Source organism: Saccharothrix luteola (genome assembly GCF_020859565.1).
Taxonomy (GTDB): Bacteria; Actinomycetota; Actinomycetes; order Mycobacteriales; family Pseudonocardiaceae; genus Actinosynnema; species Actinosynnema luteola.
On record NZ_JAJHUO010000008.1, the window covers coordinates 203,064 to 226,285 of the forward strand.

Genomic DNA, 23,222 nt, shown 5'->3' on the forward strand with positions numbered 1-23,222 from the left:
ACCGCTCCCTTTCCCGCCCGCCGGGGAAGGGAGTCGGCGTTCGCCCTTAACCCCGACGATCGACTTTCACCGGGGAGCCGTCGACCGGACGTGCACCGGGCGCACGGCGCGTCGCGAGCAGCCGGTGCCGGCGGGCGTCGTCCGGCCGGTCCCAGGCCGCGTAGGCGCGGGCGAGGCCGTCGTGGGCGCGTGCCTCCTCGTGCCGGTCGCCCGTGCGACGGGTCAGCGCCAACGCCTCGTGGTGGTGCTCGACGGCGCGCCCGGGGTCGCCGCCGGCGGACGCCAGCTCGCCCAGGGTGTCCAGCACCTCGGCCTCCAGGTCGCGGTTGCCGGTCGCCCGTGCGCCCGCGAGCGCCTCGCCGAGGTGCTTCGCGGCGACCTCCCACCGGCCGAGCCGGAGCTGGACCAGCCCCAGGTTCGCCTGCAGGTGGCCCACCAGCGCGTGGTCGTTGTCGACGTCCGGCACGGCCGCCAGGGCCAGCTCCATGTGCCGCAACGCCTCCTCGTGACGCCCGGACGCCTCGTGCACCAGCGCCAGGCTGCACAGCACGGCCGCCTCGCCGCGCCGGTTGCCGATGGCCCTGGCGATGGCCAGCGCCTCCTGGAAGCTCCGCTCCGCCTCCTCGTGCCGACCGAGGCGGCGCAGCACGACACCCAGGTTCTTCAGCGCCCGGCCGGTGAAGCTCACGTCACCGGTCTCCCGCCCGACCGCGAGGGCCTGCTCGTGGTGGCGCAACGCCTCCTCGTAGCGCCCCAGCCGCTCGCACGCCACGCCGAAGCCGGTGAGCGCGGCGCCCTCGGCCGCGCGGTCCGCCCGCCGGCGGCCGGCCACGAGGGCGTGCGTGTGCAGGGCGAGGGACTCGTCGTGGTGGCCGCGGACGTGGAAGTAGGGCCACAGCGCGGCGGTGAGCTCCTCGGCGTGCTCCGCGTCGCCGTGCCGGGCCGCGTGCTCGGCGACCGCGAGGAGGTTCGCCCGCTCGGACTCCAGCCACGCCACCGCGTCGACACGGGTGCTCATGCGGGCCGACGGCGGCGCGGCCGGCCGCCCGGCGTGGTCGACGGGGTCGAACAGCCCCATCGCGACCGCCGCCTCGCGCACGTAGTGGTCCGCCAGCGCGCGCAGCGCCGCGTCCCGCCCCTCGTCGCCGTCCACCTCGGCGGCGAGGCCGCGGGCGTAGGTGCGCAGCAGGTCGTGCATCTGGAACCGGCCGTCGGCCGTGGGCTCCACGAGGTGCGACTGGACCAGGGCGTCGACGTGCCGCCGGGCCGCCGCGTCGTCCGAGCCGGTCAGCGCGGCGACGGCGGGGATGCCGAGCTCCCGGCACGGGTGCGCGCCCAGCAGCCGGAACACCCGCGCGACGGCGGGCGGGAGGTGCCGGTAGGACCACGAGAACGCCGACCGCAGCGCCGCGTGCGGGTCGGCGTCGTCGTCCAGCCGGTCCAGCCGGTCCTGCTCCCGGGTCAGCTCGCGGGCGAGGTCGGCCAGCGACGCCGCGGGGCGGCCGGTGGCCAGCTCGGCGGCCAAGCGCAGGGCCAGCGGCAACCTGGCGCACAGCTCCACCAGGACGTCCACCGCACGCGGGTCCGCCGACGCCCGCTCGCCGATCAACGCGCGCAGCAGGTCGCCGGCCTCGTCGGCGGGCAGGAGGTCGAGCCGGACGCGGGTCGCGCCGTCCTTCGCGATCAGCCCCCGCATCGAGTCGCGGCTGGTCACCAGCACCACGCAGCCCGGCGACCCGGGCAGCAGCGGCCGGACCTGGGCGGCCGTGCGGGCGTTGTCGAGCACCACGAGCACCCGCCTGCCCGCCAGCAGCGACCGCAGCGCCGCGGACCGCTCGGCCAGGTCCTGCGGGATGTCCCGGGAGTCGACGCCCAACGCGCGCAGGAAGCCCGACAGCGCGTCACCCGGGCCGACCGGCAGGTCCGGGTCGTACCCGCGGAGGTTGACGTAGAGCTGCCCGTCGGGGAACCGGTTCCGCACCCGCTGCGCCCAGTGCAGCGCCAAAGCGGTCTTGCCCACCCCTCCCGTGCCGGTGACGACCGCGACCGGCGGCGGCTGCCCGTCGTCCGCGCGCAGCAGGAGGCCGTCGAGCCGCTCCACGTGCTCGGCACGTCCGGTGAACCCGGCGACGGCCGCGGGCACCTGCGCGGGGCACACCCGGGCCGGGGCCGCCTCCCGCCCGACCTCCAGGGTGGGGTCCTGGTTGAGGATGTCGAGGTGCAGCTGGCGCAGCTCCTCCCCCGGCCTCAGGCCCAGCTCCCGGTCGAGCAGCACGCGGCCCTCGTCGTAGACGTCCAGCGCCTCCGCTTGGCGGCCCGCCCGGTACAGCGCGGTCATCAGCGCGCCGCGCAACCGTTCCCGGAACGGGTGTTGCGCGACCAACCCGGTCAGCGCGACCACCGCCTCCTCGTGCGACCCCAAGGCGGACAACGCCGCCGCGTGCCCTTCCAGGGCCGTGAGCCTGCGCTCGACCAGCCGGGCCTTGACGGCGTCCGCGTCCGGGCCCGCCAGGTCGCGGAACGGGTCGCCGCGCCACAGCCGCAACGCCTCGGCGAACGCCGCCACCGCCTGCCGGTGCGAGCCCGCGTCCCCGTGCCGCCGCCCGGCCCGGACCAGGTCCTCGAACCGGTGCGCGTCGAGCTCGTCCTCCGCCACCCGGACCCGGTAGCCGGCCCGGCCGCCGTCGATCCACTCGCCGACCAGCAGCCGGCGCAGCTGCCAGACGTAGGTCTTGGTGTTCTTCTCCGCCGACGGCGGCGCGCCCTCCGGCCAGAGGGCCTCGACCAGCCGCTCGACGCTCACCCACTCGCCCGCGTGCAGCAGCAGCGTGGCCAGCAGCACCCGCGGTTTCCGGGCGTCGACCGGAACCGGCGCACCGTCGGACCGCACGACGTCGACCGCGCCCAGGACCCGGAACAGCACTCGGCACACTCCCTGCGCCACGGCTCCCCACGGCCGAGGCGGCACCGAAGGTAGCGCACCACCGGCGCCCGGTCGTGGACCGCCGCTGTACCGGCGCTGTACCGGCGTCCGCCAGGCTTGATCGCGGTTCACCGGCTGTGACCTTCGCTGGGGGGAGGGCCACAGCCACGACCTGACCGGGCGGCGGGCGCCGGGCGGCACCCTCCACCCGCCGCCCGGTCCCGCGCTAGGACGCGAGCAGCCCGCCCCGGTACGCGGAGGCCTGGAGCTCGAATAGCTCGAAGTAGTGCCCGCGCAACGCCATCAGCTGCTCGTGCGTGCCCTGCTCGATGACCCGGCCCTGGTCGAGCACGACGATCCGGTCGGCGTTGCGGATGTTCGCCAGCCGGTGCGTCACCAGGATCGTGGTGCGCCGCGCGGTCGCCTCGCGCAGGCCCTCGAACACCCTCGCCTCCGCCTTGGCGTCCAGCGCGGCCGTCGGCTCGTCGGCCACCAGCACCGCCGCGTCCCGGTACATGCCGCGCGCGATGCCCATCCGCTGCCACTGCCCGCCGGACAGGTCCTGCCCGTCGTTGAACTGCCGCGACAGCACGGTGTCCGGCCCGGCGGGCAGGCTCGCCAGCACCTCGTCCGCGCCCGACTTCGCCACCGCCTCCTGCCACGCCTCGTCGTCCTCGCGCTCCAGCCGCCCGACCGCCACGTTGTGCCGGGCGGTCATCGGCCACTGCGCCGGGTCCTGCGCGATCACCGCGATGGCCGAGTGCACCGAGTTCGGGTCCGCCTCGGCCAGGTCGACGCCGTCCCACGCGACCGTGCCCGAGGACGCGGGGTACAGGCCGGTCAGCACCTTGCCCAGGGTCGTCTTGCCCGACCCGTTCTCCCCCACCAGCGCGATGACCTCGCCCCGCGCCACGGTCAGGTTCACCTCCCGCAACGCGGGCTTCGGCGCGCCCGGGTAGGTGAACGAGACGTCCGTGAGCGTGATCTCCTCCGGGTCCTCCGGCGCCTTCACCGGCGAGCTGCCCTGGGCCCGTTCCGCGCCTTCGACCAGCAGCTTGCGGTAGAAGTCGATGTAGAACGAGTCCTCGTACAGCGAGTTGACCGCGCGGGTCGTCGACGCCAGCGACGAGAAGCCGGTGCGCATGGCCAGCACCGCCGTGCCCGCCAACGCCAGCTCCATGTCACCGGTGTGCAGCAGGAAGCCGAGCACGACGTAGGCGATGGCCGTGCCGACACCGGCCAGCGCGCGCCCGGTCAACCGCACCATGTTCGTGCGGTGGGCCATCCGGATCTCGTCGGCCATGAGGCTCTCCGCGATGCGCCGGTGCTCGCCGAGCAGGCGTTCCTGCAACGTCAGGGCGTGCCGCTCCAGCGCGAAGTCCCGGTTGGTGGCGACCTCCTCCACCACGCCCTTGCGCGTGTTGCGGGTCACCGAGTCGAGGAAGTGCTCGTAGCGCAGCTTGGACGCCCGCGCCGACGCCCAGGCGTTCGCGAACGCGGCCAGCAGCAGCGCCGGCGCCAGCCACGGGTTGAGGAACCCGACCGTCACCACCGCCGCGGTCAGCGAGATGGCGCCGGAGAGCAGGTCCGCCAGGTAGCGCAGGCTGCTCTCCAGCGAGCGGACGCCACGCCGGCCGCCCTGCCGGGCCAGCTCGCGGAAGTCGGCGTCCTCGAACGCGAGGAGCTGGGCGCGGACCAGGACCGCCGTCACCTCGTCGTTCGCCTCACGCGTGACCCTGGGCCGCAGCGAGCTCTCCACCGCCGCGACCGCCGTGTCGAGCAACGCGCGGACCACGAACGACCCGACCACCACCGCCAGCGCGGGCAGCGCCTCCACCACCCGCTGCGGCGTCGGGCCGCCGCTGAGCAGCGCGGAGAACACGTCGGCCGTCGCGAGCAGCCCGAACGCGGTCACGCAGCCGGAGAGCACGTGCACCACACCCGCCAGCACGGTGAGCCGGGGCGACGTGCGCCAGGCGAGCCGAACCACCATCGCCACCGCCGACGGCAGGCTCTTGAGGGCCTTGCCCAAGCTCACCGACGTCCCACCGCGACGACGGGCCCACTTGGGGGTGGCGACGTTCTCCACCCCGATCAGCACGGTGCTCATCGTTCCAGGAAACGCGAACTTCACCCCCGCGCCAACCGCTTACGCCGTCAGCGCAGCTCAGTGCTTCGGGGGAACAAAATTGTCAGACCATGCCGGCAGAATAAGAACAGGGGTCCCCTGGCCGAGGACCCTTGCGAAGCATCCGCTGTCGCGATGGCGGCGACGGTCCTGTCGGACGCCGCCCGTGGGATGCCGGCGGACGCTTTGATCTTCAGGTGAACGCCGGTTCCCCGCTCTTCCGGCGACGTCCGCCGCATCGGCCGCCCGTGCGGCTTCCTCGGCGGCTTCGTCAGCGCAGTCGAGCGCCGCGCCCGCGGCTCGTGCGGCCCGCGAGGCCCGTTCCGCCGCCTCGATCGCGGCGTGCCCGCCCGGTGCGCCCGGTCGGCCTGCTCGTCGGCACCCGCCCGCCGCGCGACCTCCACCCCCGCCAACGCCCGCCGGCCCGCCGCTCGTGCCCGCACCCCGGCGTCGAAGGTGTCGTGCACCAGCGCTTCCGCCGCTTCGGCCCGCGTCATGTCACCCAACGTGGTCGCGGTCTGCTCCCGCAACGCCTCCACGTGCTCCCGCCCCAGCACGATCTCGATCGCGTCCCCCAAGGTCAGGAACGGGGTCCGGTCGAGGTTCCCGCGCAGGCGCACCGGCACCCCGGTCTTGTTCGGCGTGACGAGGAACGACGAAGCGCCCCCGCCGTGACCGGCGTGGGGCGCTTCCGCCGAGACGAACCGTCCTAGCGGACCATGTCCTTGCGCAGTTCGCGCGGCAGGGCGAAGGCGATCTTCTCGTTCGCCGTGGTGATCTCCTCGACGTCGCCGTAGCCCTGCGTCGCCAGGTGCTCCAGCAGCTCCATCACCAGGATGTCCGGCACCGACGCGCCCGAGGTCACACCGACCGTCGTCACGCCCTCAAGCCACGCCGGGTCGACCTCGCGCGCGTAGTCGATCAGGTACGCCGCCCGCGCGCCGGCCTGCAACGCCACCTCGACCAGCCGCACCGAGTTGGACGAGTTCTTCGACCCGACCACCAGCACGAGGTCGCACTCCGGCGCCATCGTCTTCACCGCGGTCTGCCGGTTGGACGTGGCGTAGCAGATGTCGTCCGACGGCGGCTCCTGCAGGTCCGGGAACCGGTCCTGCAACTGCCGCACCCGCACCATCGTCTCGTCCACCGACAGCGTGGTCTGCGAGAGCCAGACCACCTTGGACGGATCGCGCACCACGACCTTGTCGACGTCCTCGGCGGTGTCCACGAGCTGGATGTGCGAGGGCGCCTCGCCGTACGTGCCCTCGACCTCCTCGTGCCCTTCGTGGCCGATGAGCAGGATGTCGTAGTCCTCGCGGGCGAACCGCTTGGCCTCGTTGTGGACCTTCGTCACCAACGGGCAGGTGGCGTCGATCGTGCGAAGCTGCCGCGAAGCGGCCTCCTCGTGCACCGCGGGCGACACGCCGTGCGCCGAGAACACCACGAGCGCGCCCTCGGGCACCTCGTCGGTCTCGTCGACGAAGATCGCGCCACGCCGGGACAGCGTCTCCACGACGTGCTTGTTGTGGACGATCTCCTTGCGCACGTAGACCGGCGCGCCGTACTGCTCCAGCGCCTTCTCCACGGTCACGACGGCACGGTCCACGCCGGCGCAGTAGCCACGCGGCTTGGCCAGGAGCACTCGCTTGTCCATGACGACCAGGGTACGGCGTGCCGGATGTAGGCATCGGACGGCCGACTGCGGCAGGCTGTAGGGCATGAAGCCACTGCCCCTGACCGTCCGCCTCGCCGCGGGACTGGCGGTCACCGCCGTCGAGCAGGCCCGGAAGCTGCCGGGGCAACTCGCGGGCCTCCCGGTCACCGTGGTCAGTGAGGCCTTGCAGCTGTCCATGCGGCTCCAGCAGCGGGTGACGGAACTCGCAATCAAGGGTGACGACGTGCTGTCCGTGCTGCGGCCGGTGGAGCAGGAACCCGAGTGGGCGACGTTCGACGAGGACGAGGGCGTCGCCGCGCCCGCCACCACGGCCGACACCGACCTCGACACCGATGCCGACGACCCGTGGGCGGTGGAGGAGCAGGCCTTGGCCGCCGAGCCGCCCGCCGTGCTGCCGAACTACGACGAGCTGTCGTTGGCGCAGCTCAGGGCGCGTCTGCGCACCCTGACCGCGGAGGACCTCGAGGAGCTTCTGGCGCACGAGCGCACGCACGCCGCCCGCCCGGAGTTCACCGGCATGCTCACCCGCCGCATCGCGAACCTGCACAACCAGTGAACCCGGAGCAGACGAGCACCGCGAAGCCCCAGGGCGACAGATCGAGCCCGGAGAACCCGTGGCCGGTGCGCACGGTCGCGCGCAAGATCTTCGACTGGATCAACCGGCTCGGCGACGTCTGGGTGGAGGGCCAGGTCACCCAGTTGAGCGCCCGTCCGGGCACCGCGACGGCGTTCCTCACGCTGCGCGACCCATCCGTGGACATGTCGATGCAGCTGACCGCGCCCGTGGCCATGGTCCGCGAGCTGCAGCTGTCCGAGGGCAGCCGGGTCGTGGTGCACGGCAAGCCCAACTTCTTCCCCAACCGCGGCACGCTGAGCCTGCGCGTGGACGAGATCCGGCAGGTCGGCATCGGCGAGCTGCTGGCCCGGATCGAACGCCTGCGCAAGCTGCTGGGCGCCGAGGGCCTGTTCGACCCGCGGCGCAAGCGCAAGCCGCCGTTCCTGCCGAACAAGATCGGACTCGTCACGGGGCGCGCGTCGGCCGCCGAGCGCGACGTGCTGACCAACGCGCACGCCCGCTGGCCGGGCGCCCGGTTCCGGGTGATCACCGTTGCGGTGCAAGGGGCCTTGGCCGTGCCGCAGATCCTCACCGCACTGTCGACTCTGGACCGCGACCCCGAAGTGGACGTCATCGTGCTGGCCCGCGGCGGCGGCAGCGTGGAGGACCTGCTGCCGTTCTCCGACGAGGCCCTGTGCCGGGCGGTGGCGCAGTGCCGCACGCCGGTGCTGTCCGCGATCGGGCACGAGCCGGACACCCCGCTGGTGGACCACGTGGCGGACGTGCGGTGCTCCACGCCGACCGACGCGGGCAAGCGGGTGGTCCCGGACGTCGCGGAGGAGGGCGAGCGGATCCGCCAGCTGCGCGACCGCAGCAGGCGCGCCCTGCACGGCTGGGTGGACCGGGAGCGGAAGCTGCTCGCGGCGCTGCGCACGCGGCCCGCGCTCGCCGACCCGCACGGTCCGCTGGACCGGCGCGCGGAGGACGTCGACCGGCTGCGGGAACGCGCCCGGCGCGCGGTGCGCAACCGCCTCGATTCGGAGACCTCCGGGCTGATCGCCACCACGGCGCGCTTGACGACCCTCGGGCCTGCCGCCACGCTGGCGCGGGGGTATGCGGTGGTCCAGCTCCTCACCCCCGACGGGGTCGACGGTGTGCTCCGCTCGACCTCCCAAGCTCCCGCGGGCACCCTGCTGAGGGTGCGCGTGGCCGACGGCGCCGTGCACGCGGTCGTCACCCCTGACGGGGACGGCGCCGAGGCGCACGCCGACGGAGACGGCAATGCGGCCCAGGAAGGAGGCGGTGGTGCCGAACCCCGCACGTGAGCCCACGTTCCTGCCCTTGACGGTGGCTGCCGCCGGCGAGGCCGACGACGAGGGCGCGAGCGCCGTGCGCAGCCGCGCCGTGTCGGCCGACCAGGCCGCCGCCGACTGCTGGTTGTCCCTGGTGGCCGGCTGCACGTCGGGCAGGCAGACGTTGATCAACCGCTTACACGACCTGTCCGAGGCGACCTCCGGCTACGCCGGGATGCGGTGGTGGCTGGGCCACGGCTCGGTGCACCGCAGGCGCGTCGCCGACGCCGAGCACCGCATCGACGACGCCGTGCGCGAGGGTGACGGCGCGGAGTTCGCCGAGGCGTTCATCGGGTACGACCAGGCGGTCGCGACCGTCGTGGTGCACGTCCAGAACCGATTGGGGAAGTTGTCCACGTGAGCGAGCCGGGCTACGAGCAGGCCAGGGACGAGTTGGTGGAGGTGGTCCGCAGGCTGGAGGCGGGCGGCCTCTCGCTGGAGGAGTCGCTGGCGCTGTGGGAACGCGGCGAGGCCCTGGCGAAGACCTGCGAGCGGCAGCTGGCGGGTGCCCGGGAACGGATCGATCAAGCACTCAGTGTGACCGAGGAGGACGTGGCCGAGGCGTGATGACGTGCGAGGATTGGTCTACCGGCCGGTAATCGCAGTCGCAGGAGGAACCTCATGGTCACAGCCAGCAGCCCGTCCGAGCGTCGTCGCGAGGCACCCGATCGGAACCTCGCGCTGGAGCTCGTCCGGGTGACCGAGGCGGCCGCGATGGCCGCCGGGCGCTGGGTCGGCCGCGGCGACAAGAACGGCGGCGACGGCGCGGCGGTGGACGCCATGCGCAAGCTGATCGGCACCGTGTCCATGCGCGGCGTGGTGGTGATCGGCGAGGGCGAGAAGGACGAGGCGCCCATGCTGTTCAACGGCGAGGAGGTCGGCGACGGCAACGGCCCCGAGTGCGACGTGGCGGTCGACCCGATCGACGGCACCACGTTGATGGCCAAGGGCATGCCGAACGCGCTCGCGGTGCTCGCGGTGGCCGAGCGGGGCGCGATGTTCGACCCGTCGGCCGTGTTCTACATGGAGAAGCTCGCCACCGGGCCGGAGGCGGCGGACGTCATCGACATCACCGCGCCGATCGCGGAGAACATCCGCCGGGTGGCGAAGGCCAAGCACAGCGACGTCTCCGACGTGACGGTGTGCATCCTGGACCGGCCGCGGCACGAGTCGCTGGTCGGCGAGGTGCGCGCGGCGGGCGCCCGGATCCACTTCATCTCCGACGGCGACGTGGCGGGCGCGATCTCGGCGGCCCGGCCGAACACCGGCATCGACCTGCTGGTCGGCATCGGCGGCACGCCGGAGGGGATCATCGCGGCGGCGGCGCTGAAGTGCATGGGCGGCGCGATCCAGGCCAAGCTGTGGCCCAAGGACGACGAGGAGCGGCGCAAGGCGCTGGACGCGGGCCACGACCTCGACCGCGTGCTGCTGACCGACGACCTGGTGCGCGGCGACAACGTGTTCTTCTGCGCGACCGGCGTCACGGACGGCGACCTGGTGCGCGGCGTGCACTACCGGGCGGGCGGCTGCACGACCCAGTCGATCGTGATGCGCTCGAAGTCCGGCACGGTGCGGATGATCGACGGCTTCCACCGGCTGACCAAGCTGCGCGAGTACTCGTCGGTCGACTTCGACATCCCGTCGACCGGCGAGGACGCCCTGCCGCCCCTCCCGTGACCGGCCCTGGTCCGGTTGCCACCGAGCGCTGTCAACTGTGAACCCAGCGTTACCGGCCGATCGGCTGTGGTGATCACGCCGCGTTCATCTTTAGTTTCCGATCCGTCCCCGAGCACCCTGCGCCGGGGACGGAGAGGAAGCGATGAAGGTTCGTACCCTGTTCACCGCCTTCGCGGTGGCGGTCGGCGCGGCACTCGCCTCGGCGGCCGGGGCGGCGGCGGCCCCGGCGACCGACGGCGGCGTCACCCCGTTCATCGTGGGCGGCGGCAACGCCACGCAGACCTACTCGTGGATGGTCTCCCTGCAGAGCACCACGGGCAGCCACTTCTGCGGCGGCTCGCTGATCAAGGCCAACTGGGTCGTCACGGCCAAGCACTGCGTGCAAGGCCGGTCGGCGTCCTCGATCCGGGCGCGCATCGGCACGACCAACCGCACCAGCGGCGGCACGGTCGCGACCGGCGCCCAGGTCGTGACCCACTCGTCGTACGACATCGCGCTGGTGCGCCTGTCCACGTCGGTGAGCCAGACGCCGATCGCGGTGGCGTCGACGTCCGGCGCGACCGGCACGGCCACCCGCATCATCGGGTGGGGCCAGACGTGCGCCCCGCGCGGTGGCTGCGGCGCGCCGACGATCCTGCAGGAGCTGAACACGTCGATCGTGGCGGACAGCCGCTGCCTGGGGATCTACGGCACGTACGAGATCTGCACGAACAACCCGAACGGCAACTCGGGCGCCTGCTACGGCGACTCGGGCGGCCCGCAGGTCAAGTCCGTGAACGGCGTGTGGCAGCTGATCGGCGCCACCAGCCGCGCGGGCAACAACAGCTCCACCTGCGCCACCGGCCCGTCGATCTACATGGACGTGCCGGCGTTCCGCTCGTGGATCGGGCAGTACGCGGGCGCGGTCTAGACCGCTCGTCCTAGCGTTCGAAGGGCCGTCCCTCCTCCGGGTGGGGCGGCCCTTCCCAATTCGTTACCGAGGGGCCTGCAACCACAGCCTCCGGGACGGCGTCTCCAGGATCAGCACACAGCACGATCTCTGGGGGGTTTGCGCGATGCGCAGAGCAGCACTGGTGGCAATCGCTTTCCTGGCAACGGCTTGCGGGACGCCCGAGGCCTCGGGCCCGGTCGCGGCCCCGTCTTCTTCGACTTCCTCCTCGACGTCTTCCTCCGCCGCCCCGACGTCGGAGTCACCGGTTGCGCCGACGGAGACCGCGGAGACGACCGCGACCACCAAGACGCCGGACCCGCAGCCCGCGCCGCCGCCCCCGCCGGTGACCGTGCCCGGCACGCCGTGCGACATCACCGAGGGCGCGTGCGTGCGGCTGTCGACCAACGAGTCGTGGCTGATCAGCGGGGGCAAGATCAGCTACGGACCGGTGCCGACGACGTCCGGGATGCCCGGCTACGAGACCCCCGTCGGCTACCACTCGGTGCTGTGGAAGGTCGAGCTCGACTACAGCCGCGACTTCGGCATGGCCGAGATGCCGTACTCCACCTACTTCGTCAGCAACGGCATCGCGTTCCACGAGGGCAGCCTCACGGACCCGTCCCACGGCTGCATCCACTTGTCACGCGAAGCGGCGGCGAAGTACTTCCACACCCTCCGAGTGGGTGACCAGGTCCAGGTGACGGCGTAACGCGGTGTGTCGGATCACTCCTCGGTGGGTAATCCTGACACCGAGGAGTGATAGCGATGAGGAAGACGCTCGGCACGACGGCGTTAGCCGCGGCGGCCCTGACCTTCGGCCTCGCGACTCCCGCTTCCGCTTCGACCGGCACGCCGTGCTCCGTGCAGAACGGCGCGTGCGTGCAGCTGTCCACCAACCAGGCGTGGCTGATCTACAACGGGAACACCGGCTACGGGCCGGTCCGGGTGTCGCACGGGATGCCCGGCTACCAGACCCCGGTCGGCACCTATCCCGTGCTGCGCAAGGTGAAGGACGACTGGAGCGTGCCCTACAACGGACCGATGCCGAACGCGGTGTACTTCACCGCGAACGGCATCGCGTTCCACCAGGGTGACACCAACACGCAATCGCACGGCTGCGTGCGCTTGGGCCCGCAGGAGTCGTTGGTGTTCTACGACAACCTGTTCCCGGGTGAGCAAGTCCAAGTAGTGCCTTAACTCGCGTTGCTGGAGTGCCCGGGGAACAGGTGCGCCTCCGGGTTGAGCAGCACGGCGATGTTGTTGACCGCGGTGGCGGCCTCGCCGAACCCGGTGGCGATCAGCTTCACCTTGCCGGGGTACTGGGCGACGTCGCCCGCCGCGTAGACGCGATCCCGGGCGGTGCGCATGGTGGTGTCCACCAGCACCGCCCGGTGGTCCAGCTCCAGGCCCCACGACTCGATCGGACCCAGGTCGGCCGTGAACCCCAGCGCCGCGACGACGGCCTGCGCGGGCAGCACCTTGCGGTCGCCGCCCTTGAGCCCCAGCTCCACCTCGGCCAGGTCCGGGTCGCCGCGCAGCTCCAGCACCTCGGCGTCGGTGATGATCTCCACGCCGAGCTCGCGGACCTGCCGCACGGTCGGCGGGTGCGCCCGGAACGTCGCGCGGCGGTGCACCAGCGTGACGCTGGCCGCGATCGGGTGCAGAGCGAGCGCCCAGTCGAACGCCGAGTCGCCGCCGCCCACGACCACCACGTCCTGGCCGGTGTGCACGTTGAGCTTGGGCACGAAGTGCACCACGCCCCGGTCCAGCCAGCCGTCGCCCGCGGGCAGCGGACGCGGCCGGAACTCGCCGATGCCCGCCGTGATCAGCACCGCGCCGGCGCGCACCACGCCGCCGTCGGCCAGCCCGACCTCCAGCCGACCGTCTACATCGGACAACGTGCGGGCCTGGCGGCCGAGCAGGTAGGTCGGCTGCCACTGGTCGGCCTGCTGCACGAGCGCGGTCACCAGCTCACGCCCGCGCACCGCCGGGAACCCGGCCACGTCGAAGATCATCTTCTCCGGGTACATCGCGGTGATCTGGCCGCCCGCCTCCGGCAGCGCGTCGACCAGCGCGACGGACAGGTCCCGGAACCCCGCGTAGTACGCCGCGAAGAGCCCCGTGGGGCCCGCACCGACGATCAGCAGGTCGACCTCAAGCTCCATACCCCGACCATAGGTGTTCAACGCCACTCTTCCCACTCCTCTTGTGCCCTGTCGCGGCGATCGGTCCAAACTCGGTGGTATGGCTGAACAGGAGTACCGCGTCGAGCACGACACGATGGGCGAGGTCAGGGTGCCGGTCGACGCGCTGTGGCGTGCGCAGACGCAGCGCGCGGTGGAGAACTTCCCGATCTCCGGGCGCGGCCTGGAGCGCGCCCAGATCCGCGCGCTCGGCCTGCTCAAGGCCGCCGCGGCGCGGGTGAACGAGCGGCTGGGGGTGCTGGAACCCGAAGTCGCCGCGGCCATCGCCGCGGCCGCCGACGCCGTCGCGGCGGGCGAGCACGACGAGCACTTCCCGGTCGACGTGTTCCAGACCGGCTCCGGCACGTCGTCGAACATGAACGCCAACGAGGTCATCGCCACCCTGGCCACCCGCGCGCTGGGCCGCGAGGTGCACCCGAACGACCACGTCAACGCGTCGCAGTCGTCCAACGACACGTTCCCGACCACGTTGCGGGTCGCGGCGACCGAGGCGGTGGCGCGCGACGTCGTCCCGGCCCTGGAGCACCTGCTCTCGGTGCTGGACGCCCGTGCCGCCGACTGGACGTCCCTGGTCAAGTCGGGTCGGACGCACCTGATGGACGCCGTGCCGATCACCCTGGGCCAGGAGGCGGGCGCGTGGGCCACCCAGGTCCGCTACGGCGTCGAGCGCCTCACCTCGTCGCTGCCCCGCCTGGCGGAACTGCCCATCGGCGGCACGGCGGTGGGCAGCGGCCTGAACGCGCCCGCCGGCTTCGGCACGGCCGTCGCCGCGGAGCTGGCCGCCGTCACCGGGCTGCCGCTGACCGAGGCCCGCGACCACTTCGAGGCACAGGCCACGCAGGACGGCGTGGTGGAGATCTCCGGGCAGCTGCGGGCCACCGCCGTGGGGCTCTACAAGATCGCGAACGACCTGCGGTGGCTGGGCTCCGGCCCGCGCGCCGGGCTCGGCGAACTGGCGCTGCCGGACCTCCAGCCGGGCTCGTCGATCATGCCGGGCAAGGTGAACCCGGTGATCTCCGAGGCCACGATGATGGTGGTCGCGCAGGTGATCGGCAACGACGCGGCGGTGGCGTTCGCCGGGTCGCAGGGCAACTTCCAGCTCAACGTGATGCTGCCCGTGATCGCCCGCAACGTCCTGGAATCGTCCCGCCTGCTGGCCGCCGTCGCCCGCCTGCTCGCCGACAAGGTCCTGACCGGCGCCGAACCGCAGATCGACCGGATGCGCGAGTACGCCGAGTCCTCGCCCTCCATCGTCACCCCCCTGAACCGCTACCTGGGCTACGAGGAAGCCGCCTCGATCGCCAAGCAGTCCCTGAAGGAGCGCAAGACCATCCGCGAAGTCGTCCTGGAGCGCGGCCACGTCCCCTCGAAGCTCTCCGAAGCCGACCTGGACCGCGCCCTCGACGTCCTGCGCATGGCCAACCCCCACTAACCCGCGAGAGTCCTACGTTCGCGTCGCGAGAGTCCTACGTTCAGGACCCCTGAGTTCAACGCTCAGCACGCGCGACCTGGGTCACCGGCTCGACCAGGGGCGGGTGGTCGACCTCGGCCGCCCGCCCCCGCAGCCCGATCGCGCACCCCGCCGCCACGGCGACCGCACCCGCCAACGCCACCGCGGTCAACGCCTGCGCGCCCAACGCCACCGACGCCACCAGCCCGGCCACCGGCATCAGCCCGATCAGCACACCGGCCCGGTCCGCGCCCAGCTGCGCCACCGCGAAGTACCAGAGCCCGAACGCCACCGCCGTCAGCACGACCCCCAGCACCACCAGCGCCACGCCCTCACGCACCGTCGGCACCTGCCACCCGCCCAACACCGTCCCCACCACCGCGCCGACCCCCGCCGCGACCAGGCAGCACCACGTCGCCACTGCCAACCCGCCCATCCGCCGCACCACACCCACCGCGAACAGCGTGAACGACGCCTCACCCGCCATCGTCAACAACGCCAGCAGCAACCCCGGCCCGTGCCACGACCCACCGCCCGACAGCACCACCACCCCGCCGACCACGACCACCGCGCCCACCACCGCCGCCACGGCCGGCTTCCGCCCCGCCACCAACGGCGCCACCAGCGCCAGCACCAGCGGACTGGCCCCGAGCACCGCCGCGACGAACCCCGGCTCGGCGTACCGCTGCGCGTACAGCACGCACGCGTTGAACCCGAGCATCCCCGTCGCCACCAGCCCGATCAGCGCCGGCCAGTCCCGCCGCCCCGGCACCGGCAGCCGCCCACCGCGGAGCCGGATCCACACGAGCAACGCCACCCCGCCCAGCGCGTACCGCATCGCCTGCCCCGTGAGCAGCGGATACGCCTGGAGCATGCCCGTCACCGGCACGGACGCGCCCACGATCACCGACGACATCGCACCGGCCGCGATCGCGGTTCCACCTTTTCTCATGCCCAGGACTCTCACGCACCAGTGGTCCAGGCTTAAGCTCCACTTCGATGGCCGCCGACTGGACCACTTACCGTGAACTCCTCCTCCCCGCCCCGAACGGCAGGCGCGCGGTGGAGTCCGAGCTGCGCCGCGCCGTGCGCGACGGGCGGCTCGCGCCGGGCACCCGCCTGCCGTCCAGCCGCGACCTGGCCGCCCAGCTCGGCGTCGCCCGCGGCACGGTCACCTCCGCGTACGCCCAGCTCATCGGCGAGGGCTACCTGACCGCGCGGCGCGGCTCCGGCACCACCGTGACGGCCACCGTCACGTGGCCGGGCGCCGCCGCCTCCGAAGCCGAGCCCGCGCCGAGGTTCCGGTACGACCTGAAGCCCGGCGTGCCCGCGTTGAGCGCGTTCCCCCGCGACGAGTGGTCGCAGGCGCAGAAGGCGGCGTTGGCCGACCTGTCCACCGACGACCTCGGCTACCCCGACCCGGCCGGTTTCGGCCCGCTGCGGCGTGAGCTGGCGGACTACCTCGGCCGGGTGCGCGCGGTGGCGGCCCGACCGTCCGAAGTGGTCGTCACCAACGGCGCGGCGGAGGGGATCTCGTTGCTGGGCCGGGTTCTGCACGCGGCCGGGCACCGCAGCGTCGCCGTCGAGGAGCCCAGCCACTTCGGGGCCTCGGAGATGCTGGCGTCGCACGGCCTGGCGATCCGGCCGGTCCCCGTCGACTCGGACGGGCTGCGCGTCGACCTGCTGTCCACAACGGACTGTCGCGCGGTGTTCGTCACGGCGGCGCACCAGTTCCCGTTGGGCGTCGTGCTGCACCCCGAACGTCGGCGCGCGCTGCTGGCGTGGGCGCGCGCGTGCGACGGGTTGGTGGTGGAGGACGACTACGACGCCGAGCACCGCTACGACCGGCCAGCCCTGGGCGCCATGCAGGCGCTCGACCCGACGCGGGTGGTGTACCAGGGCAGTGCGAGCAAGGTGCTCGCGCCCGCGTTGCGGCTGGGGTGGCTGGTGCTGCCGCCCGCGTTGCGCGACGTCGTGGTGGACCGCAAGCGGTTGGACGACCTGGGCACGGGGACGCTGCACCAGGCGGCGCTCGCCCGGCTGCTGGGCTCCGGCGGGTACGACCGGCACCTGCGGCGCACGCGCCAGCTGTACCGGGCGCGGCGGGACGCGTTGCTGGGCGCGCTGCGCGCCGTGCTGCCGGAGTGGGAGCCGATCGGGGTGGCGGCCGGGCTGCACGTGGTCGTGCGGCTGCCCGCCGGGACGGACGACGTGGCGTTGCGGGAGCGGCTGGCGCGGCGCGGGGTGAACGCGCCGGCCTTGGCCGACTACGCGCGCACGCCGACGTTCCCGGGGCTGGTGCTCGGGTACGCGGCGCTGACGCCGGACCGGCTGCGGGAGGCCGTCGCGGAGCTGCGCGCGGCCGTCTGACCGGTTTTTGTCGGTGCCCGGGTGCACCATGGTCGTCGTGTTGTTCACCGAAGTCGTCGAGACGTCCGCCGCGGTGGCGGCGACGCGTTCCCGCTTGGCCAAGGTCGCCGCCCTGGCGGAGCTGGTGCGCCGGATGGGCACGCCCGCGGTGGTGTCGTTCCTGGTCGGCGTGCCGAGCCAGGGTCGGATCGGCGCGGGGTGGCGCACCGTGTTCGACCTGGACGTCCCGCCCGCGGCGGCGCCGTCGCTGACGGTGTCCGAGGTGGACGAGGCGTTGGGGGCGTTCGCGTCGATCGGCGGGAAGGGGTCCGCCGCGCGGCGGGTCGAGGCGCTGACCTCGCTGTTCGGCCGGGCCACGGCGGCCGAGCAGGACTTCCTGCGGCGGCTGCTGACGGGTGAGCTGCGTCAAGGCGCCCTCGAAGGGGTGATGGTGGACGCGATCGCGCGGGCGGGCGACGTGCCCGGCGAGGTGGTGCGGCGGGCGTTCATGCTGTCGGGGTCGCTGCCGGAGACCGCGGTGGCGGCGATGAGCGGTGAGGGGGCGTCGGCGGCGCTGGCCGCGTTCCGGCTGGAGGTGGGGCGGCCGGTGCGGCCGATGCTCGCGTCGCCGGCGGAGTCGCTGTCCTCGGCGTTGGCGGAGCTGGGGTCGTGCGTGGTGGAGCACAAGCTGGACGGCGCGCGGATCCAGGTGCACCGGTCGGGTGACGAGGTGCGGATCTTCACGCGGACGTTGCGCGAGATCACCGGCACCGTGCCGGAGTTGGTGGAGCTGGTGCGGGCACTGCCGTGCACATCGGTGGTGCTCGACGGGGAGACGCTGGCGCTGAACGACGACGGCAAGCCCCGGCCGTTCCAGGAGACGATGAGCCGGTTCGGGGCGCAGGACGTCCGGGAGCTGCTGCTCAGCCCGTTCTTCTTCGACTGCCTGCACGTGGACGGGGTGGACCTGCTGGACGAGCCGCTGACCGTGCGGCTGGAGGCGTTGCGGCGGGTGGCGGGGTCGCACGTGATCCCGGGGGTGGTGTCGCCTCCGTCGGAGGAGGTGGCGGCGCGGGTGCTGGACGAGGCGTTGGCCGGCGGGCACGAGGGCGTGATGGTGAAGTCGCTCGGGTCGGTGTACGCGGCCGGGCGGCGCGGGCGGGCTTGGCAGAAGGTGAAGCCGGTGCACACGCTCGACCTGGTGGTGCTCGGGGTGGAGTGGGGCAGCGGTCGGCGGAGAGGGCTGCTGTCGAACCTGCACTTGGGCGCGCGTGATCCGGACGGGGGCGCGCCGATCATGGTCGGCAAGACGTTCAAGGGGCTGACGGACGAGTTGCTGGCGTGGCAGACGCGTGAGTTGATGGCGATCGCGACGGAGAAGACCGAGTGGGTGGTGATGGTCCGGCCGGAGATGGTGATCGAGATCGAGCTGGACGGCGTCCAGGTGAGCCCCCGGTACCCGGGCGGCGTGGCCCTGCGCTTCGCGCGCGTGCTCCGCTACCGGCCGGACAAGGACGCGGGCGAGGCGGACACGATCGACGCCGTTCGCGCCCTGCTGCCCCAGCGCCCGACACCCCCACCGAACACGATCGAGTGATCATGGGCCGAAAATGTACGGAAACACTGTTACCGGCCCTCGGTTGAAACGAGGAGGAAACCAACCAACCCGGCACGCGCCGCAACCACCACCAACACCCGCCGGGCCAGCCTCGCCCCACACCGCCGCCGACGGCCCGGGGCGCACAGAGCCTGCGACGGTGGTCCACGGCAAGGAGGAGGTGCCCATAGCGGGAGGAGGTGCCCATAGCGGGAGGAGGTGGCCCATGACGGGCGGAGGTGGCCCATGACGGGCGGAGGTGGCCCATGACGGGCGGAGGTGGCCCATGACGGGCGGAGGTGGCCCTTGACGGGAGAGTGCGGCCCTGACGGGAGGGCGATCCATAGCGGGTGGAGGTGGTCGACGCGACGGGACGCTCGCGCTGGTCCCGGCCCAGTGACGCGCTGGCGACCCACTGTCGGGAGCATCGCCGCCGTTCGAGTGGCCGCGGAGCCGTCCCGTCCCCGCCGGCAGGTGGCCGAACACCCGCCGGGAGGAGGCGGACGGCCGCAGGACTGCGGGCTTGGAGGAAGCTACAACCGCAGACCCCGTATCGATCCCCTCGATGGTGCGGACAACCAGGGCGAACTCCCCCCGACGCGAGTACCGTTAAGTTCTCGTGCGGTTCATCGAAGGGCATCGGCCCAGCTACGACCTGACCTATGACGACGTCTTCCTCGTGCCCGGCCGATCGGCCGTCGACTCGAGGTTCGGCGTCGACTTGTCGACCTCCGACGGAACGGGGGCGACGATCCCGATCGTGGTCGCGAACATGACCGCGGTGGCGGGACGCCGGATGGCGGAGACCGTGGCGCGACGCGGCGGGCTGGTGGTCCTCCCGCAGGACGTCGCGCCGGAAGCGGTCGCGGAGATCGTGCAGTGGGTGAAGGCGCGGCACACCGTGTGGGACACCCCGTTGACGTTGCACCCCGGCGACTCGGTCGCCGACGCGGTCAACCTCCTCCACAAACGGGCGCACGGCGCGGTCGTCGTGATCGACGACGACGGCCGGCCCATCGGGGTCGTGGACGAGGCCGCGTGCGCGGGCGTGGACCGGTTCACCCGGTTGCACGACGTGGCCGACGACCGCATCGTCACCCTTCCGTTGGACACCCGTCCGCGTGAAGTTTTCGACCGGCTCCACGGCGGCACCCAGCGGGTCGCGCTCGGCGTCGACGCCGACGGACGCCTCCGCGGCGTGATGACCAGCCTGGGCGCCCTGCGCGCCGACGTCTACCAACCCGCCCTCGACGACGCCGACAAGCTCCGCGTCGCCGCCGCCATCGGCGTGAACGGCGACGTCACCGCCAAGGCCGAGCACCTCCTCCAGGCGGGCGTCGACACCCTCGTCGTGGACACCGCCCACGGCCACCAGGAGAAGATGCTCGCCGCCCTCAAGGCCGTCCGCGAGGCACGTCCCACCGTCCCGGTCGTCGCCGGCAACGTCGTCACCGCCGAAGGCGTCCGCGACCTGGTCGAAGCGGGCGCGGACATCGTCAAGGTCGGCGTCGGCCCGGGCGCGATGTGCACCACCCGCATGATGACCGGCGTCGGCCGCCCGCAGTTCTCCGCCGTCGCCGAGTGCGCCGCCGAAGCACGCAGGCTCGGCAAGCACGTCTGGGCCGACGGCGGCGTCCGCCACCCGCGCGACGTCGCCCTCGCCCTCGCCGCCGGCGCGTCCAGCGCCATGATCGGCTCCTGGTTCGCCGGCACCTACGAGTCGCCCGGCGACCTCCAGCGCGACGAGCAGGGTCGCCTCTACAAGGAGTCGTTCGGCATGGCGTCCAAGCGCGCCGTGTCCGCCCGCACCCGCACCGACAACGCGTTCGACCGCGCCAAGAAGGGGCTGTTCGAGGAGGGCATCTCCACCTCGCGCATGCGCCTGGACCCGACCAGCCCCGGCGTGGAGGACCTGCTCGACGCCATCACGGCGGGCGTCCGCAGCTCCTGCACCTACGCCGGCGCCCAGACCCTGGAGGAGTTCCACGCCAAGGCGACGGTGGGCGTGCAGAGCGCGGCCGGTTTCGCCGAAGGCCGCCCGCTTCCCTCGGGCTGGTGATCCCGCCTCACCCGAACGGGTCGGCCACTACCACCGTGGACGACCACCGCGGACCACGCTGACCACCAGGGCCCCGCACGGCCCTGGTGGGAAGCACGGCCGGCTCGCCCAGCGGGACCGCGGCCCCGACCCGATGATCGGGCGATGAGCACCGCACCGCGCCCCACCGCCTGGCACACCGGCTCACGGGTGTGGCACGGCGTGCTCGCGGCCGTGATCGCCGCGTCCCTGATCACCCAACTGGTGTTGCTGTTCACCGGTGGGACGGACGTCAACGCCGACGAGACCACGACCCACGTGACGCTCGGTGTCCGCCTCGTCCGCCTGTTCAGCTACTTCACCATCCAGAGCAACCTGTTCGTGCTCGTCGTCGCCATCACGCTGGCGTCGAACCCCACCCGGGACGGCCGCGGCTGGCGGGTGGCCCGCCTGGACGCGCTGCTCGGCATCGCGATCACCGGCATCGTGTTCGCCCTCGTGCTCGCGCCGCTGACGAACCCCGTCGGCATCGCCTGGTGGGTGAACCTCGGCTTCCACCAGCTGTCCCCGGTGCTGGCGGTGCTCGGCTGGCTGCTGTTCGGCCCCCGACCGCGCTTCGACCGCACCACCGTCGCCAAGGCGCTGCTGATCTGGCCCGTCGTGTGGATCGCCTACACGTTCGCCCACGGCGCGATCACGGACTGGTACCCGTACCCGTTCCTCGACGCCACCGAGCTCGGCTTCGGCGCCGCCCTGCGCAACGCCCTGTTCGTGCTGCTCGCCGCCGCGGTGCTGGCCTGGCTCGCGAAGGTCGTCGACCACAAGCTGAAGGCCGCCCCGGTCACGGCGACCGGGGCGGCCTCGTCGTCGAGCCGTCAGGAGGCGTAGTCCTCCAGCATCTCGGTGACCAGCGCGGCGATCGGCGAGCGCTCCGACCTCGTCAACGTGACGTGCGCGAACAGCGGGTGGCCCTTCAGCTTCTCGATGACCGCCGCCACGCCGTCGTGCCGCCCTACGCGCAGGTTGTCACGCTGCGCCACGTCGTGCGTGAGCACCACCCGCGAGTTGGCGCCCAACCGCGACAGCACGGTCAGCAGCACGTTGCGCTCCAGCGACTGCGCCTCGTCCACGATCACGAACGAGTCGTGCAGGGACCGGCCGCGGATGTGGGTCAGCGGCATGACCTCCAGCATGCCGCGGTCCATGATCTCCTCCACGACGTCCTGGCTGACCAGCGCGCCGAGGGTGTCGAACACCGCCTGCGCCCACGGCTGCATCTTCTCGCTCTCGGAACCGGGCAGGTAGCCCAGTTCCTGGCCGCCCACCGCGTAGAGCGGGCGGAAGACCACGACCTTGCGGTGTTGCCGGCGTTCCATGACCGCTTCCAGGCCCGCGCACAGCGCGAGCGCCGACTTGCCGGTGCCGGCCCGTCCGCCCAGCGAGACGATGCCGACCTCGGTGTCCAGCAGCAGGTCCAGCGCCACGCGCTGCTCGGCCGACCGACCGTGCAGCCCGAACGCCTCGCGGTCGCCGCGCACCAGCCGCAGCTGCTTGTCCGGCGTGACCCGACCCAACGCGCTCGACGTGCCCGCCAGCAGCCGCAACCCGCTGTGGCACGGCAGCTCGGCCACGTGCGCCAGGTCGAACAGCGCCGGGTCGATCACGGTGTCGCGGTAGAGCGCGTCCACCACGGTCTGGTCGACGTCCACGTCGGACATCCCGGAGTAACCGGACAGCGTGACGTCGTGCGCCCGGTACTCCTCGGCGGCCAGGCCGACCGCGCCCGCCTTGACCCGCAGCGGCATGTCCTTGGTGACCAGCGTGACGGTGTTGCCCTCGGCCGCGAGGTTGAGCGCGCAGGCCAGTATGCGGGCGTCGTTGGAGTCCGTGCGGAAACCCGCGGGCAGCACCTCCGGGTCGGAGTGGTTGAGCTCCACGCGCAGCGTGCCGCCGCTCTCGCCGATCGGGACCGGGTGGTCCAGCCGGCCGTGCCGCAGTCGCAGGTCGTCGAGCAGGCGCAACGCCTCCCTGGCGAACCAACCGAGCTCCGGGTGGTGCCGCTTGCCCTCCAGCTCGCTGATCACCACGAGCGGCAGCACGACCTCGTGCTCGGCGAACCGCGTGGTGGCCAGGGGGTCGGAGAGCAGCACGGACGTGTCCACCACGTACGTGTTGGTCGTCGGCGCGCCACGGCGCCGGGAAGTGCTGCGCGATGAGCCTGAGGAACGGCTCGCGGGTCGTCGTGCGTTCACGGCAACTCCCTCACGAACGCGGCACCCGCGTCCGCTCCTCGCTGGGCCAGGCACCACCCCGATCGACCGGACCGCCTCCGCTAGCTGGAG

At 72.8% G+C, this 23,222-nt stretch carries 20 protein-coding genes; 13 read left to right on the forward strand and 7 right to left on the reverse strand.

What is annotated here, in order from left to right:
• Window positions 1–46 precede the first annotated feature (46 nt).
• From LNK82_RS13745 to LNK82_RS13760, 4 genes are all read right to left on the reverse strand, one after another.
• Complete coding sequence (locus tag LNK82_RS13745; RefSeq protein WP_230567344.1) at window positions 47–2,923, reverse strand: AfsR/SARP family transcriptional regulator; 2,877 nt, start codon at window positions 2,921–2,923, stop codon at window positions 47–49.
• A 226-nt stretch (window positions 2,924–3,149) separates the two neighbouring features.
• On the reverse strand, window positions 3,150–5,033 hold the full coding sequence (locus LNK82_RS13750; protein WP_230567345.1) for an ABC transporter ATP-binding protein: 1,884 nt from the start codon (window positions 5,031–5,033) through the stop codon (window positions 3,150–3,152).
• A gap of 47 nt (window positions 5,034–5,080) precedes the next feature.
• On the reverse strand, window positions 5,081–5,671 hold the full coding sequence (locus LNK82_RS13755) for a hypothetical protein (RefSeq protein WP_230567346.1): 591 nt from the start codon (window positions 5,669–5,671) through the stop codon (window positions 5,081–5,083).
• 89 nt (window positions 5,672–5,760) lie between these two features.
• Complete coding sequence (locus LNK82_RS13760) at window positions 5,761–6,705, reverse strand: 4-hydroxy-3-methylbut-2-enyl diphosphate reductase (RefSeq protein ID WP_230567347.1); 945 nt, start codon at window positions 6,703–6,705, stop codon at window positions 5,761–5,763.
• A gap of 64 nt (window positions 6,706–6,769) precedes the next feature.
• Between LNK82_RS13760 and LNK82_RS13765 the strand changes: the two genes are divergently transcribed.
• The 8 genes from LNK82_RS13765 (at window position 6,770) to LNK82_RS13800 (ending at window position 12,439) form a co-directional block, all read left to right on the forward strand.
• The gene (locus LNK82_RS13765) at window positions 6,770–7,282 is read left to right on the forward strand and encodes a lipid droplet-associated protein (RefSeq protein ID WP_230567348.1); all 513 of its coding nucleotides are present in this window, start codon (window positions 6,770–6,772) and stop codon (window positions 7,280–7,282) included.
• Window positions 7,279–8,607: an exodeoxyribonuclease VII large subunit gene (gene xseA, locus LNK82_RS13770; RefSeq protein WP_230567349.1), complete on the forward strand. Its 1,329-nt coding sequence runs from the start codon at window positions 7,279–7,281 to the stop codon at window positions 8,605–8,607. The genes LNK82_RS13765 and xseA overlap by 4 nt, the downstream gene beginning before the upstream one ends.
• Window positions 8,588–8,995 carry a sugar ABC transporter substrate-binding protein gene (locus LNK82_RS13775; RefSeq protein WP_230567350.1) on the forward strand — a complete coding sequence of 136 codons (408 nt, stop codon included), beginning with the start codon at window positions 8,588–8,590 and terminating at the stop codon, window positions 8,993–8,995. The genes xseA and LNK82_RS13775 overlap by 20 nt, the downstream gene beginning before the upstream one ends.
• Complete coding sequence (locus tag LNK82_RS13780) at window positions 8,992–9,201, forward strand: exodeoxyribonuclease VII small subunit (RefSeq protein WP_053719410.1); 210 nt, start codon at window positions 8,992–8,994, stop codon at window positions 9,199–9,201. The genes LNK82_RS13775 and LNK82_RS13780 overlap by 4 nt, the downstream gene beginning before the upstream one ends.
• Before the next feature lie 54 nt (window positions 9,202–9,255).
• Window positions 9,256–10,311: a class II fructose-bisphosphatase gene (gene glpX / locus LNK82_RS13785; protein ID WP_230567351.1), complete on the forward strand. Its 1,056-nt coding sequence runs from the start codon at window positions 9,256–9,258 to the stop codon at window positions 10,309–10,311.
• A 142-nt stretch (window positions 10,312–10,453) separates the two neighbouring features.
• Complete coding sequence (locus LNK82_RS13790) at window positions 10,454–11,221, forward strand: S1 family peptidase (protein WP_230567352.1); 768 nt, start codon at window positions 10,454–10,456, stop codon at window positions 11,219–11,221.
• 163 nt (window positions 11,222–11,384) lie between these two features.
• Window positions 11,385–11,951, forward strand: a complete 567-nt coding sequence (locus LNK82_RS13795; protein WP_230567353.1) for a L,D-transpeptidase — start codon at window positions 11,385–11,387, stop codon at window positions 11,949–11,951.
• A 56-nt stretch (window positions 11,952–12,007) separates the two neighbouring features.
• Window positions 12,008–12,439: a L,D-transpeptidase gene (locus LNK82_RS13800; protein WP_230567354.1), complete on the forward strand. Its 432-nt coding sequence runs from the start codon at window positions 12,008–12,010 to the stop codon at window positions 12,437–12,439.
• Here LNK82_RS13800 and LNK82_RS13805 read toward each other — a convergent pair.
• Window positions 12,436–13,407 carry an NAD(P)/FAD-dependent oxidoreductase gene (locus LNK82_RS13805; protein WP_230567355.1) on the reverse strand — a complete coding sequence of 324 codons (972 nt, stop codon included), beginning with the start codon at window positions 13,405–13,407 and terminating at the stop codon, window positions 12,436–12,438. The genes LNK82_RS13800 and LNK82_RS13805 overlap by 4 nt on opposite strands.
• A gap of 79 nt (window positions 13,408–13,486) precedes the next feature.
• Here LNK82_RS13805 and LNK82_RS13810 point away from each other — a divergent pair, with 79 nt between their 5' ends.
• Entirely contained in the window at window positions 13,487–14,878 is a 1,392-nt protein-coding gene (locus LNK82_RS13810; protein WP_230567356.1) for a class II fumarate hydratase, read from the forward strand.
• Window positions 14,879–14,933: 55 nt separating this feature from the next.
• Here LNK82_RS13810 and LNK82_RS13815 read toward each other — a convergent pair whose 3' ends face one another.
• On the reverse strand, window positions 14,934–15,848 hold the full coding sequence (locus tag LNK82_RS13815) for a DMT family transporter (RefSeq protein ID WP_230567357.1): 915 nt from the start codon (window positions 15,846–15,848) through the stop codon (window positions 14,934–14,936).
• A 47-nt stretch (window positions 15,849–15,895) separates the two neighbouring features.
• Between LNK82_RS13815 and pdxR the strand changes: the two genes are divergently transcribed.
• From pdxR to LNK82_RS13835, 4 genes are all read left to right on the forward strand, one after another.
• Window positions 15,896–17,266 (forward strand): MocR-like pyridoxine biosynthesis transcription factor PdxR, encoded by a 1,371-nt coding sequence (gene pdxR, locus LNK82_RS13820; protein ID WP_230567358.1) that lies wholly within the window; start codon window positions 15,896–15,898, stop codon window positions 17,264–17,266.
• 37 nt (window positions 17,267–17,303) lie between these two features.
• Complete coding sequence (locus LNK82_RS13825) at window positions 17,304–18,842, forward strand: ATP-dependent DNA ligase (RefSeq protein WP_230567359.1); 1,539 nt, start codon at window positions 17,304–17,306, stop codon at window positions 18,840–18,842.
• 619 nt (window positions 18,843–19,461) lie between these two features.
• Window positions 19,462–20,901 (forward strand): GuaB1 family IMP dehydrogenase-related protein, encoded by a 1,440-nt coding sequence (locus LNK82_RS13830; protein WP_230567360.1) that lies wholly within the window; start codon window positions 19,462–19,464, stop codon window positions 20,899–20,901.
• 144 nt (window positions 20,902–21,045) lie between these two features.
• A complete protein-coding gene (locus tag LNK82_RS13835; protein WP_230567361.1) occupies window positions 21,046–21,768 on the forward strand; it encodes a Pr6Pr family membrane protein in 723 nt (240 codons plus the stop codon).
• On the opposite strand, the gene phoH2 is transcribed toward LNK82_RS13835, so the two are convergent.
• On the reverse strand, window positions 21,756–23,045 hold the full coding sequence (gene phoH2 / locus LNK82_RS13840) for an RNA 5'-3' helicase PhoH2 (protein ID WP_230567362.1): 1,290 nt from the start codon (window positions 23,043–23,045) through the stop codon (window positions 21,756–21,758). The genes LNK82_RS13835 and phoH2 overlap by 13 nt on opposite strands.
• Window positions 23,046–23,222 lie beyond the last annotated feature (177 nt).